The following is a 13169-nucleotide window of genomic DNA, read 5'->3' on the forward strand; positions in this document are numbered from 1 at the left end:
GTCTTATAAATATTGATTTTTGACTTGGTGGGTCACCATTATTTTACTTTGCAAAGATATTAAATGTTTAATATTTTGAATTTATAATTAAACATCATGCAAGGTCAGCTCACAAATTTTCTGGATTAATGGCCAGGCTTTTAAACAGTTTCGCTTTGGTGTGAAAAAACTTGTTCTGCATTTCGTTTCGTTTTAGATAGGCATCAATCAACTTGCTTTCCCTAGAATTTATCAAAAACAATGAGCTTTCCCCAAAACTAAACTTACGCTCCTCTGCATCCAGCATGGTAGTGTAGTCCTTTACAATATCCGCAATCAATTGGTTTTGGACAATATACGAATCCAATTCCCTATAAATGGCAATTACCTTATTCTGAATCTCCACTTGGGCATTATCCCGCTCAAACTCTGCATCCATCAGTTTGAATTTGGCCAGTTTAAGGTCTCCTCGCTCCTTTCGTAAAAACAAAGGCAATTGAAATGAAAGTCCTGCTTTGTAATTTTCTGTCACAAAAGAATTTATTCTATCAGGTGATTCTGTTAGAAAATTGTATTCCACATCCAACTTTGGCAAGAGCTTGTTGGCCTTGAGTCGTTTATCAACCTTAAGGCCGTCTATTTTGTATTCCAGTGATCGTAACTTGGGGTGACTCTCTAAACTAAAACTATCCAGCGGTTTCCCCAAGATTTCCAAGGTCACATCAATCTCGTTTTCGGTGTCTAAATCTGGAGTTACGTCCGGCTGCAATTCAACCGGCACATCCTCAATCCACAAAAAATTGGAAACTTCAAGTGACTTTTTCATCAATTCCACTTTGGCCTGCTCGTATCCCAGCTCACGGTTCCGTACTGCGATACCTGCCTCCACAGTATCAATCATGGCTATGTCACCTGCCAATGCGCTTTGCCGAATGCCTTGGAATCTGGTCTCTGCATTATCTAAAAAGTCTTTAAAAACTTCAGCGTCCCTAAAAGCTTTCATCCAATCAAAATAGGCTATGGATGCCTTGTACAGCACCTCGTTGACCATAATATCCTGATCTGCCTTGGACTGTTCCCTAAAAAATTTGGCCTTACGCAAAGTGGCCATTCGTTCATTGGCCCAAAGACCATCCAACAAGGACATGGACACACCTGCAGAATATAGCCCATCTTCCGGTAGGATCTCATCTGGGTTTATGTAAGTCCCTTCATTTTGTTGATAGTTTCCTTTTAGTTCAATCCCAAACCATGTAGGAATTTTAAAGGTGGTATTGAGGCGGTTCCAATATTCAGTCCCCTTGAATTCCTTGCGGTCATAATCCACTTCTACCTTGGGATCAAATCCGCCTCTGGCCTTCATAAGATTGGCCTGTCCCGTGGCAATCGTCAATTGAGCCTGTTTGGCAATGGGGTGGTATTTTTTCACATACCCCAAATACTCCTTAAAACCCAAAACTAGACTATCTTGTTGCGCTTGGGAAGCCAAGACGGTCAAGAAAAAAGTCCACAAGAAAACTCTCATCCTACTGCTTTTTGGCATCGGCGGTTGAATTTTGAGGTTGATAATAATTGGGTGGGAATCCATTGAGTTGTCTCCACAGCTCAAACCAAATGGGAACATCTTCCAACAAAGCCATGGTACCCGCCCCAGAACCTACTCTTATATCCTTTGGCCATTCTTGATCTTCCTCATCTGGAGCCAAGAGCACCCTATATTTTCCATTTGGACTGATAAAGGTCTCTATGGCAACAATCTTTCCCCCAAAGGTTCCGTAGGAAACATTGGGCCAACCGCTAAAAACAATAGCAGGCCAACCGTCAAACTGGATTCTCACCTTCTCTCCAACATGAATCAGTGGCAAATCAATTGGGTCTACGTAAGTTTCCACAGCCATATCATATTTGTCTGGCATAATTCCAACGAGTCGGTCTCCTTCCTTGAACGTTTCTCCCAACCCCGACTGTAGTGCCTTGTTAATATAACCGCTCTGTGGTGCGCGAATAAATTGTAGACTATTCCGCATTTCGTAGTTGGTGTATGCGTTTTCCAGTTTGGTCACTTCAGCCTCAGAATCGAACTGATTGGATTGGGCCGTGTACAAATCACTACGAGCTTTGGAAATTTTGTCCGTGTATTCCGCTTGCACCCTATTGATTTCCATTTGGGCATTGATGACGTCATTTTTACTGGCCAGTAACTTGTTCTCTTGTGAAATGATCTTTGCTTGGGCTTCTTGGAGCTTTAACCGCTTTTCCTCCAAATCGGTTACGGCTTTTAAACCTTCTTTTTCCAATTGCACCACCCGGTCGTATTGCCGTTGGGCAATGGCGATATTGGTCTTGGCCGCCTCCAAGTCAATACTATCACTCTTTACCTTGAGTTTGGACTGCGTCCATTTATTTTTGGCCTGTTCCAGTTTTAGTTGACGCTCTTGGGACAAAGCCTGAATTTGTGTTCCCAATGCCCCTACTTTTTCTTGATATGAGCTTACCGACATGGTTTTAGCCTTGATTTGCTGTCCGGTACGTTCTACCAATTTGGGGTCAAAATATTCGCTTTTCACTTCAGAGATCTGAAGAATGGTATCTCCCTTTTCCACATAATCCCCTTCTCTCACAAACCATTTTTCAATTCGTCCTGGAATTGGGGATTGAATGGTCTGTGGGCGTTGATCTGGTGTTAAGGTGGTTAAATAGCCACGCCCGGATATGGTCTGGGTCCACGGTAAAAATAGCACCACGAATGCGATAATAAAAAATGCCGCCAAAAAACGATTGAACTGTTTGTAGTGACGCTTGTGGAACACCTTTAATCCTGCCCTGTAGACAGTGATGTCTACTTTTTGGTTCAGTTTGTTATGGGATATATTCAGCATGACTTAACTTTCTTTAATCAATTTTCCGTTCTCAATAGCGATGGTTTTGTTGCACAGGCTTACCCATTTTGGATTTTCGCTGACAACAACCAAAGCCCATCCGTTTGAAGCGTCTGCCAGAAACTCCATAATCTGATCAGCTTCCTTTTCAGAAAATTGGTCCAAGGGGTCTTTAAGAATCAATAGTTTTGGACGATGCACTATACTTCGGGCCAAAACAATCTTTTTTGAAATGGTATAGGGGATTTTCTTTCCTTCAGGATAGAGTATGGTCTGAAGTCCTTGAGGCTGTTCCTTTACAAACTGGGTAAGTCCGGTTTTTTCAATGGCCCAATACACATCTTCCATTGGAATGTTTTTGTCACCGAACGTAATATTGTCCAACATGGTCCCTTCAAATGGATACTCTTCTGTAAGGGATTGACCCAAATACGATCGATATTCGTTCAGGTAAATTCCTTTAAGGTCAACATTATTCACATAGATTTTTCCTTCAGCGGGTTCCAAGATTCCAGCAATCAATCGGAGCAAGGTAGATCGTCCAGAACCACTAGGGCCTTTCAGAAGAATTGAACACTGGGGCGTAATGGTAAAGGATATGTTGTCCAAAATCTTCTTTTCCCTTCCCGGCACTTTATAGGTTACTTCGTTGAGTTCAATGGTGAGCCCATCCCATCCCTGGAAAGGGGTTTCTCCTTCTTGGGGCTCCAATTCTTTATCCACCACTTGTCCCATTTTTTCGAGTGATGTCAATAAATCATAAAAAGTTTCCAGACCCAAAATCAGTTTTTCAACAGAATTGATCACTAAGAGAATAATGATTTCCGCAGCCACAAACTGACCTATGTTCATTTGCTGGTCCAGTACCAATAGCCCTCCTATCAACAATAAACCAGCTGTGACCAAGACTTTGAATCCAATCATTTGGATAAATTGTATGACAATTATCCTAAAGTGACTTTCCCGAGCATCCAGATATTTGGTCACAAGAGCATCGTTCTTGTCCATGGCATGTGAGGTTTTACCCGAAAGCTTAAAACTGATGATAGATCGAGCAATTTCCTGTATCCAATGGGCTACTTTGTACTTGTTCTTGGATTCTTCCAAACTGGTCTCCAAACCTTTTTGCGCTGTGAACTTGAAGACCACATAAATCAACAATACCAACAACAATCCGTAAATAATAAAGAAGGGATGGTAAAAGGAGAGCAGCAAAAGTCCAAAAATGATCTGCAGTAAGGCCGCTGGAAAATCAATTAATATTTTTGAAAGTGCTTTTTGAATGGTCAGTGTATCAAAAAAGCGATTGGCCAGTTCTGGCGGATAATAACTGCTCAGTTGGCTCATGCGTATTTTTGGAAAACGATAGGCAAATTCAAAAGATGAACGAGTAAAAATTTTCTGTTGAACGTTCTCAATAATCCTGATTTGCATCAGCTGAAGTGCACCAGCAAATGCCACTCCCAGAGTGACCAAAACCACCAAAACCACCCATGATGTGCTTATCTGGGCACCTTGTATCAAGTTGATGATGGCCTGGATTCCCAAAGGGAGCGAGAGGTTTACCAATCCAGCAAAAATGGCGTAATAAAACACTTGGAAAACATCTTTTTTGTCCAAGGTGAGCATGCCCATTAGTCGTTGCCATGCTGTTAGTATGTCTTTAGTCATTGGATTTTACATTTAGGGTTCGGTCAATCAAATCCGTAAAAAAATCAAACGGAGTAACCGATTCATTACAGTTGGTCAGGGCCGGAAAATGTTCCTTCAAAAAATATTGATGCAGCGATCCCTCAAAAATGGTACTGGCCAGACTCATAGGGTAAGGATATTCGCAATCCACAGCCATTATCATTTGAGTAAGCCTGTTCACCAATCTTTTATAGACCAAAAAATAGCCTTCCTTATTCTCTTTGTCCACTTCCTTGGTGAGATAGGATTTGGAAAATTCATTGATGACTATTTTATTCAGTACCACTTCATTAATATGGGTGAATGCATTGTCCTGCTCAACATTCTGGGTAAGAATTTCAACTGCTTTTTTTAGCTTTTTAAGGGCATCTGGTATACCGTGTGTTGCAAACACCATTTTGTATTCCATCCAACCCCAATACCAGGAGGCAAGGTAGAGCAAGAGTTTGTGTTTGTTCTCAAAATAGCGGTATATGGAGCTTTCGTTGGAATTGATTGCCACACCCAACTTTTTAAAGGTGAAGCTTTCAAAGCCCATCTCATTAACCATCAAAATGCTTTGTTCAACAATTTTTTTACCAAGGTCTGATGACTCAGGATCCTTTAGGTAAAGTTTTTCATTTATTCCCATACGAAGCGATTGCATTAACTGTTCCATTTATGTGCATTTTGAAATAGTTATTCGCAAATATAAAAGTATTACTATTAATATTCGATGGTTTAACTTTCAATTAACGCTTCTTTTGTTAGTCGACCCAATAAGCCCAAAGTGGTTTGTTTGTAGGATAAGCTTTTGATGTAAACCGTCCATGGGTCCAAAAGCAGTTTTACGAAAGTAAAATCTAAAAGTGTAGTTAATAAGTGCTTATTTTTATACGTTAGTGCTGGTATTAAAAAAGAAAATGCTCATATTGGCATAGAGGTAGACCCGTGTCACACAAACTTTAAAATAAGGACTAGGAACTTAACTGAATGAACATCCAATTAGAACCTTTTTTTGACCAATCCGTGGATTGTCTTTGTATTGCGAATTATGAGGGGTATTTTGTGAAAATCAATCCTGCTTTTGTGGCACTCTTGGGCTATTCTGAAGAAGAGTTGCATTCAAAAAAAATTTCAGAATTTATTTATCACGAAGACAAGGAACGTACTGCGGCACACAGGGAAGAACTAAAAAACAACGTTCCCTTGGTTAATTTTGAGAACAGATATGTGTGTAAATCTGGAGAACTTGTTTGGCTGCACTGGACTTCGATTCCTTTAGAAAATGAGCGATTGATCTATGCCATTGCCAAAGATATCACCCACAATAAAAAACTTGAGAACGAGCGTATATCCCATTTAAGCCAACTTCACAAAGTAAATGAAAAGCTTAAGCAGCAAAACTATACCACCTCACATGACCTTAGGTCTCCTTTGAACAATTTAATGTCCCTGACCAATTTCATCGACCTTTCCAAAATTGATGATGCTGATACCAGGGAAATAGTCAGTCTTATACGGCTCTCTGCGGAAGGATTAAAAACTTCACTAAATGCGTTCATAGACGCCCATGTGAAGCATGATACCATAAATAATGTGCTAAAAGAGGTTTTTTTTAGTGATGTACTCCAAAAAGTGCAAAGTTCCATTAGTGCCTTAATTCAAAAGGCAGGTGCCAAATTCCAAGTAGATTTCTCAGGAATGGAGAGCGTGCCCTTTAAGGAAAATTTTATGGAAAGTATTTTTTTGAATTTGGTGACCAATTCCATCAAGTACGCAAAACCGGGCGTACCGCCCATTATCTCCATAAAATCTAATCAACAGAATGGGAAACGGTGTTTAATGTATTCAGACAATGGGCTTGGTATGGATATGGAAAACGTTGGGCACCTCATTTTTAAATTGAATGAAAGGTTTCACGGCAATGAGGATAGCAAAGGGGTGGGCCTATATTTGGTGCATAACCATGTGACTAGCTTGGGGGGCACCATAGCTGTGGAGAGTGAAGTTGGTAAGGGAACCACTTACACCATAAAATTTAAACGCTAAAGACAACAGGGTATCACAAATTGATATGTAATCCTATTGGGCAATGGTCAGAGCCCAACACATCTGAAAAAATGGTCACCGATTCAACTTTGTCCATTAACTTGGGGCTGACCAGGAAATAATCGATACGCCAACCCGTATTTCGCTCGCGGGCCTGAAAGCGGTAACTCCAGTAGGTATAAGCTACCACATCCGGGTGTAATTTCCGAAAGGAATCCACAAACCCAGCATCCAAAAAATTATCCATTCCATCTATCTCCACTTGGGTATACCCAGCGGTCTTGTTGTAATTGGACTTATCATTCTTAAGGTCGATGGCCCTGTGGGCCACATTAAAATCTCCGCAAACTATCACGGGCTTCTTCGCTTCCAAGTTCTTGAGATACTTCAAAAAATCTGCATCCCAAGTTTTACGATATTCCAAACGGTCCAATTTTTGCCCAGAATTGGGAACATAAACATTCACCAGAAAAAAATCGTTGTATTCCGCACATTGAATCCTTCCTTCGGAATCATGTTCTGGGACGCCCATATCATTTTTTACCGAGACAGGCTCTTCTTTGCTCAAAAGTGCGGTACTGGAATAGCCTTTTTTCTCGGCTGAATTGGAAAAAACCGCATACTCGGGTAACTTTGAGAGCTCTTTTTCAGTTTCATGCTCTTGGGCCTTGGTTTCCTGTATACAAAGGACATCAGGGTTCAGGTTTTCAATGTTCTCCAAGAACCCTTTTTTGGTGATGGCCCTAATGCCGTTTACGTTCCACGAAAGAATTAACATATACTTGTTTTAGTTGGTATAGTTTTCCTAAAGATACGGCTTATAGCGGATTGTACTGGAAATATTCTACGGTTTTCAAACTTCATTTTAAATCTTCTCCAAAGGATAAATCAATACAGAATTAGGTAAAAATGCTTGTAACCCAGTCAAGTATTATCATGTACCTTTGTAGTTTCATTTTTATTTGTAACCTAACCCTACGGACTTGAGCCAACCTTCACATTCAACAAATACAAAAGCATTGCTGTCCCTAGCCGTTGGTGGCTTTGGGATTGGTCTAACCGAATTTGTGATTATGGGTATTTTGCCCAATATTGCCGATTCCATGGACATTTCCATATCCAAAGCCGGTCATTTTATTGCCATTTATGCTTTAGGTGTGGTAATCGGTGCTCCCCTTATGGCCAAGGTCATCGGAAAACTGACTCCAAAGAAATCATTATTGTTTTTGATGGTCTGGTTTACGGTTTTCAATACCCTATCGGCATTTTCAGGAAACTATTGGGTCATGATGTTATTCCGATTTTTGTCTGGAATGCCCCACGGCGCTTTTTTTGGCATCGGTGCCGTAGTCTCTGGCTATTTGGCCAAACCAGGTAAAGCCGCACAAGCTATGGCCATTATGTTCTCTGGACTTACAGTTGCCAATGTGGTAGGTGTTCCCCTTGGGACGTACATCGGTCAAGAGTGGCATTGGAGCTTTTCTTTTATGCTTGTTGGGATTGCGGGTATTGCCACACTGGCCAGCCTATACTACTGGATGCCCAAGCAATCTCTGGGAGAAGAAGAACTTGAGGAAGGTCAAACGGCCGCTTCGGGCATAAGAAGTAAAAAACTTTGGGCCTTGATTGCTTTAACCACCATTGGAACAGGTGGATTTTTTTCTTGGTACAGCTATATTGCCCCTCTGGTTATCACCGTAACCCATTTGCCAGAGGCTTATGTAGGCTATGTTATGATCGTTGCAGGTGTTGGTATGTTCATTGGCAATTTTTTAGGAGCTCGAATGGTGGAAGTTTTTTCAGCTGGAAAATCTGTAATCATCAGCTTACTGAGCATGACCGCCATTCTTATAGTGAATTCACTTTTGGCCAGCAGTAGCATCGCCATTTTTGTCCTGAGTTTTATTGTTGGGGTTATTACCTTTTCGCTAGCCGCACCCATTCAAATATCCATTATCAAAGCTGCAAAAGGAGCTGAAAAATTGGGGTCCTCAATGAATCAAAGTGCCTTTAACATGGCCAATGCATCCGGTGCGTATTTGGGCGGTCTTCCCATGGTTTTTGGACTACCCGTGAACTATGCAAGTGTGGTTGGGGGCCTATTGGCTTTTGCTGGAGCATGTATTGGAATAGCCATTCTGTATGTTCAAAAAACGGAGGAAAAGAAAAAGAGAAAAGAATCTCTTTGTATGTAGCAAACCTTACTGCTTTTTGTTTTTGAACAAATTAAAATAATAGGTGGCCGCTGTTAAATCCTCCAAGGCATGTCCTACGGATTTAAAAAAAGTGATTTGTTCATTGTTTTCCCTTCCGAAGTGCTTTTTACCAGCCATTGCAAAGAGATCGGCCTTTATATCTTTTTCTTGCAACACCTTATTTTTTAAAGGGATTACAATATCACCTCCCTCTTTTAAACCACCTTCAAGAGTATCTACAAACACTTCAGATTTCTGTATTGCCTCATCATCTGCTTCGCGCATATCTGTGCGGTAGGCTCCTACAAGATCTAAATGTTGCCCAGGTTTTAGGAATTTACCCAATACCAAAGGTGTGCTCGACAAGGTAGCTGTTGAAATTATATCCACCTGACCAATTTTATCTTCAATATTCCTCACTGGAGTTATGGTAAGGTTTTCATCTTTCAGAATATGGCGAATATGTTCTGCCTTCTTAAAGTTCCTACCCCAAACATAGACTTCTTCTATGGGTCGAATACTGGCATGAGCCCTAATCAAATTGGGAGATAGGGCACCTGTTCCAATCATGAGCATTGATTTGGAATCGGGTCTACTTAAAAATTTAGAGGCAAGTGCGGAAGCGGCTGCGGTACGTTTCACCGTTAAACTTTTAGCTTCCAAAAGTGCTCTAACACTTCCTTTCAATGCGTCCAAATAAATGTAGATTCCTTGTATTGCGGGTAAATCAAACTTTCCATTAGCCGGACTTACGGTTGCCATCTTAACACCAGCTTCCTTGCCAGGATTCCAAGCCGGCATTAATAATAAAGTGGACTCTTTTCCAACGGACGGGTTGGGAAAGTCGTGATGATGTCGCATAGGTACCAAGGCCGCTTTTTCTGAGAAAGCAATTTCCAAAGCATTGATCAGGTCGGGAAAATGAGTGTTTTTCTCAATAAAAGTGGCATCTATTTGAAGAATATTTTCCATAGGTCTTAAATATACCTATTATGGACTGCACTATTAAATCAGAAATGCGTGTATGGGAATATCCTATCAAGATTGGTTGATTCCGTATAATTGTTACAGATAGGTTTGCCCTCACCATATCTTATGAACTACGGAGTGAAAGTTTAGTCAAATATAGCTAATTGTTTTCCGATTGATTTAGGTATTGCTCCCTCCAAGTTTTGAAATCACCATAATCTGTATGCTCAATGATTTTACCTTCTTTGGTTTTAAGAACGCTCACTTCGCGAATGGAAAAATCGAATTGTTTTCCATTTGGGTCGGTCCATGAATAGTTCAAAGTTCCTTCAAAAACATACATATTCCCAGATTGAAACTGATAATCTATCTTGTAATGCATATTGCTGAGGCCCGCGGTAGCCACTTTTAAATGCTCGAGCATGTTTTGTTTGCCCTCTACGGGTTTATTGCCGGGGGCTACCTCTGACCAAGTTGGATCACTCCAAACAACTTTATCATCCAAGAAGCTTGAAAACCCTTCCTGATCTAATGAAAAATAGGCCTTGATATACGCATGGGCATCAAATGTGTTTTGCGCTAAAGAGGTGTTCATTCCAACCAAAAGGAATACAATTAGCAATCCCCAACTTTTTCGATACTTCATTTTATCCATTTTCAATTTCATTATTGGGCACTTTGAATTTTTCCAAAAAAGCCGTTTAAAATTTCAGTGTCCAAAGCAGATAGATTCGCTTTCGGCTGTATTAAAAGAGACCCATCCTTAATTTCGGCGTTAAATGGCCCCATCGATAAATACGTATCAATAGGTATCACTTCCGCACCTTCAACATACTTTTTAAAAAAGTCTGATTGGTCCGCCCTGTTTAATTGTGATAGTCTATTTTTCAACTCATCCAAAGTGTAGGTATCCGAAGTCCCGGAATAGGTCTGGTATAGGTCCTTCATTACATCATCAAGGCTGTGTTTGTTTTCTGAAGTTTTACGTATCATGATGTCTTGTGCCATTGCCGTGAAGAGTCCCCCGGCATAAATAAGTCCCCAATGCGCATGTTTTTCCTCTCCTTGAACCATGGCAATCTTTCCAAGGCCATCATCGGTTCTATATCGCTGATAAAACAAAGAATTTAAGACATTCAAGAAACCTGCATCGTCCAAAAAATTGGTCTGTCGTAATGATTTTAAGGTGTAATAATTAGAAAAACCTTCCTTGAACCACTCGGTGCGATCATCCGCAGGAACGATGGACTTACCATTCCATAAATGGAAGAATTCATGCGCAAAAATGAATTTCCCCAACATTTTGTCCATTGGACCGCCTTCACTTTTGATCATGATACTGATGTTATTTCCCAAAACCTCCCCATCAGTAGTAGCAGCCTCATTTATGATCACTACACTTCTGATTACTTTGTCTTTGAATTGGGTTTTAGGGAGTCCACCCATCAGCTGGGTATAGTAATCCATTACGCCGCGTGCCATATCCTTATAGATTTTGGTTTCCGAAACCACACTGCTCCCGCCTAGGGCAAAAATCAACTCAAACCCCTCTTCCTGCACCCTAAATTCTTCATGTTTTCCTATAAAGAACATGGATTGTGTTAGCTCTGTTTGATTTTGGGCTATACTGCTGTTTTGGACTTTTGTATTGGTTTCCCATGGATGGGTAACCTTCCAGCTTGTCGGGATATCGAAAACAACCTCAATATCCTTTTGCTCTTCTCCATTGAGAACAAAAACAGTCCTACCGGCATAAAAATTTCCCCAATTAGTGGTATACGCCACCCCATCCAATCCGCCACTCCATTCGTAGTCTTCATGGTCCAAATGGTATTCATAAGCTACTTGTATCTGCTGACCTATATCTGCCTTAACACTCCAATTGGCACCATCGTCCTGCTCTATCGGAACGGTTTCGCCATCAAGCGTTGTCACTCTTAAATTATGGATAAAGTTTGCCCAGCCATTGGGCAAATGCCCAGCTCCATGAGCCATAAATAATTTTTGATCCGTAAGTGTGGTGGTCAACTGGACCTTGAGCAGTTTGGGATGGGTTTCATCCCAATGAATTGTATAAACCGTCGCTTTGGAATTGTTCAAAGTGGGGTGAGCCAATTTATTAGTGTCGATTTTTGTCGAAGAAGAAAAACCAAGAAATTGAAATAGTAGTAGTGCGACTACTTGAAGTCTATAAAAAATAAGCATAATAAAGATGTTTTTGATTGATGTGATGAAGTCGAAATTTTGTTTTTGACTTGGCACAAGATTAGCAAATACCCTTGTCTTTTGCTATTTCAACATGTTTGGATTTGTAAATCCAAACAACTTTTATGTGTTGCGGAGTTGATGGATATACGCGGTTGGAGTGGTTCCGGTGACTTTTCTAAATGCCGCATAAAAACTGGAAGCTGAACGAAATCCGACCTGCTGTGCCAACCCCAAAATGGTATAATCCTTATGGGCATCACTTTTTAAAAAGGAAACCACCTCATCAATGCGTAGTCCATTGATAAAATCATTAAAATTGGCGCCCGTTTCCTCATTTATCATTTGGCTAAGGTTTGTATATGAAATGCCTAAATGAACCGACAGACTCCGCACGCTCAAATCGGAATCGCGATATAATTTTTGACCCACTATCTTGTTTAGGATGGTTTCAAAATCTTCTTCTTGTGCTGTTTTACTTGTGCCCTCTACAATGACTTTTCTGGATTTTTTTCTCTTCGATCCAGGGTAAAAAAGCTGGCCGTAAAAAATATAGAGCGTCAAACCAAAAAATAGAACTGTAACATTTAATCTTAGAAAAACGGTTTTGGGAAAAAGTATTTCCCCTAAAATGTAACTTAAAAGGTTGAGAAACCAAATCAAAGACACTCCCCAAAATAAGGTTCTTACCAGCTTCTCGTTCATTTTTGAGGCCGTTTTTGGCATCACCCGGAACGCAAAAATCAGATACGTCGCAAAATAGATGTTCCATACAATTTTAAAGAAGGAATCTTGGGTGAATAGGGATAAATATTCCTTAACTAAAAAATCGGTCGGGATAAATAGATTACCTAATGTGACCCCTAAAATGAAAAGGGGAAACCATAAATGTCGCCAGTCAGACTTCCGATTGGAATTAAATCTTAATGATTTTACCACCAAGTATAGTAATGGAGCTATGGCATACCCAAATGCATTGCTTAACGGTTCATACTTTGGGAATAGCGCAGCATATCCTGTTTCATTAATGATGGTATTCAGGGTAACAAAGCCCAGAACGAAAAGCAAGATTGAAATCCAAATTTCGTGAGTTTTACCGCCATTTAGATAATGTCTTGCAAAAACAATGGAAAGCACAAAACAGTTTCCAACGCCAAAAGCGTTTAATAAAATAATCAGGTCATTTAAAAAGTGAGAGTCCACCTGTATGGTTTACTTT

At 40.4% G+C, this 13169-nt stretch carries 11 protein-coding genes; 2 read left to right on the top strand and 9 right to left on the bottom strand.

The features are described from left to right. Positions 1-109 precede the first annotated feature (109 nt). The 4 genes from J0X14_RS15015 to J0X14_RS15030 are packed head-to-tail and all read right to left on the bottom strand — an operon-like array spanning position 110 to position 5208. A complete protein-coding gene (locus tag J0X14_RS15015) occupies positions 110-1504 on the bottom strand; it encodes a TolC family protein (RefSeq protein WP_207098626.1) in 1395 nt (464 codons plus the stop codon). 1 nt (position 1505) lies between these two features. Beyond that, positions 1506-2858 (bottom strand): HlyD family secretion protein, encoded by a 1353-nt coding sequence (locus J0X14_RS15020; RefSeq protein ID WP_207098627.1) that lies wholly within the window; start codon positions 2856-2858, stop codon positions 1506-1508. A 3-nt stretch (positions 2859-2861) separates the two neighbouring features. Further along, positions 2862-4529 (bottom strand): peptidase domain-containing ABC transporter, encoded by a 1668-nt coding sequence (locus J0X14_RS15025; protein WP_207098628.1) that lies wholly within the window; start codon positions 4527-4529, stop codon positions 2862-2864. Next, on the bottom strand, positions 4522-5208 hold the full coding sequence (locus J0X14_RS15030) for a TetR/AcrR family transcriptional regulator (RefSeq protein WP_207098629.1): 687 nt from the start codon (positions 5206-5208) through the stop codon (positions 4522-4524). The genes J0X14_RS15025 and J0X14_RS15030 overlap by 8 nt, the downstream gene beginning before the upstream one ends. A gap of 314 nt (positions 5209-5522) precedes the next feature. Here J0X14_RS15030 and J0X14_RS15035 point away from each other — a divergent pair, with 314 nt between their 5' ends. After that, entirely contained in the window at positions 5523-6581 is a 1059-nt protein-coding gene (locus J0X14_RS15035; RefSeq protein WP_207098630.1) for a sensor histidine kinase, read from the top strand. Between the two features lie 13 nt (positions 6582-6594). Here the strand turns inward: J0X14_RS15035 and J0X14_RS15040 are convergent, their stop codons facing one another. Beyond that, positions 6595-7359: an exodeoxyribonuclease III gene (locus tag J0X14_RS15040; RefSeq protein ID WP_207098631.1), complete on the bottom strand. Its 765-nt coding sequence runs from the start codon at positions 7357-7359 to the stop codon at positions 6595-6597. Positions 7360-7564: 205 nt separating this feature from the next. Between J0X14_RS15040 and J0X14_RS15045 the strand changes: the two genes are divergently transcribed. Continuing rightward, the gene (locus tag J0X14_RS15045) at positions 7565-8776 is read left to right on the top strand and encodes an MFS transporter (RefSeq protein ID WP_207098632.1); all 1212 of its coding nucleotides are present in this window, start codon (positions 7565-7567) and stop codon (positions 8774-8776) included. A 6-nt stretch (positions 8777-8782) separates the two neighbouring features. On the opposite strand, the gene J0X14_RS15050 is transcribed toward J0X14_RS15045, so the two are convergent. The 4 genes from J0X14_RS15050 to J0X14_RS15065 all read right to left on the bottom strand — a co-directional run bounded on the left by J0X14_RS15050 (position 8783) and on the right by J0X14_RS15065 (position 13018). Next, positions 8783-9748: an ornithine cyclodeaminase family protein gene (locus J0X14_RS15050; RefSeq protein WP_207098633.1), complete on the bottom strand. Its 966-nt coding sequence runs from the start codon at positions 9746-9748 to the stop codon at positions 8783-8785. 157 nt (positions 9749-9905) lie between these two features. Next, on the bottom strand, positions 9906-10412 hold the full coding sequence (locus tag J0X14_RS15055; RefSeq protein WP_207098634.1) for a nuclear transport factor 2 family protein: 507 nt from the start codon (positions 10410-10412) through the stop codon (positions 9906-9908). Next, positions 10412-11950, bottom strand: coding sequence for a hypothetical protein (locus tag J0X14_RS15060; protein WP_207098635.1), 1539 nt, complete (start codon positions 11948-11950; stop codon positions 10412-10414). Before J0X14_RS15060 ends, J0X14_RS15055 begins: the two co-directional genes overlap by 1 nt. A 123-nt stretch (positions 11951-12073) precedes the next feature. Then, entirely contained in the window at positions 12074-13018 is a 945-nt protein-coding gene (locus J0X14_RS15065) for a helix-turn-helix domain-containing protein (RefSeq protein WP_207098636.1), read from the bottom strand. Between the last annotated feature and the right edge of the window lie 151 nt (positions 13019-13169).

Origin of the sequence: Allomuricauda sp. CAU 1633, assembly GCF_017313225.1 — a bacterium.
GTDB lineage: Bacteria > Bacteroidota > Bacteroidia > Flavobacteriales > Flavobacteriaceae > Flagellimonas.

Bases quoted from the DNA above. Each gene is read 5' to 3' on its own strand.
- J0X14_RS15030 (WP_207098629.1), bottom strand. From the start codon at position 5,208: ATGGAACAGTTAATGCAATCGCTTCGTATGGGAATAAATGAAAAACTT.
- J0X14_RS15020 (WP_207098627.1), bottom strand. From the start codon at position 2,858: ATGCTGAATATATCCCATAACAAACTGAACCAAAAAGTAGACATCACT.
- J0X14_RS15015 (WP_207098626.1), bottom strand. From the start codon at position 1,504: ATGAGAGTTTTCTTGTGGACTTTTTTCTTGACCGTCTTGGCTTCCCAA.
- J0X14_RS15060 (WP_207098635.1), bottom strand. From the start codon at position 11,950: ATGCTTATTTTTTATAGACTTCAAGTAGTCGCACTACTACTATTTCAA.
- J0X14_RS15055 (WP_207098634.1), bottom strand. From the start codon at position 10,412: ATGAAATTGAAAATGGATAAAATGAAGTATCGAAAAAGTTGGGGATTG.
- J0X14_RS15040 (WP_207098631.1), bottom strand. From the start codon at position 7,359: ATGTTAATTCTTTCGTGGAACGTAAACGGCATTAGGGCCATCACCAAA.
- J0X14_RS15050 (WP_207098633.1), bottom strand. From the start codon at position 9,748: ATGGAAAATATTCTTCAAATAGATGCCACTTTTATTGAGAAAAACACT.
- J0X14_RS15035 (WP_207098630.1), top strand. From the start codon at position 5,523: ATGAACATCCAATTAGAACCTTTTTTTGACCAATCCGTGGATTGTCTT.
- J0X14_RS15025 (WP_207098628.1), bottom strand. From the start codon at position 4,529: ATGACTAAAGACATACTAACAGCATGGCAACGACTAATGGGCATGCTC.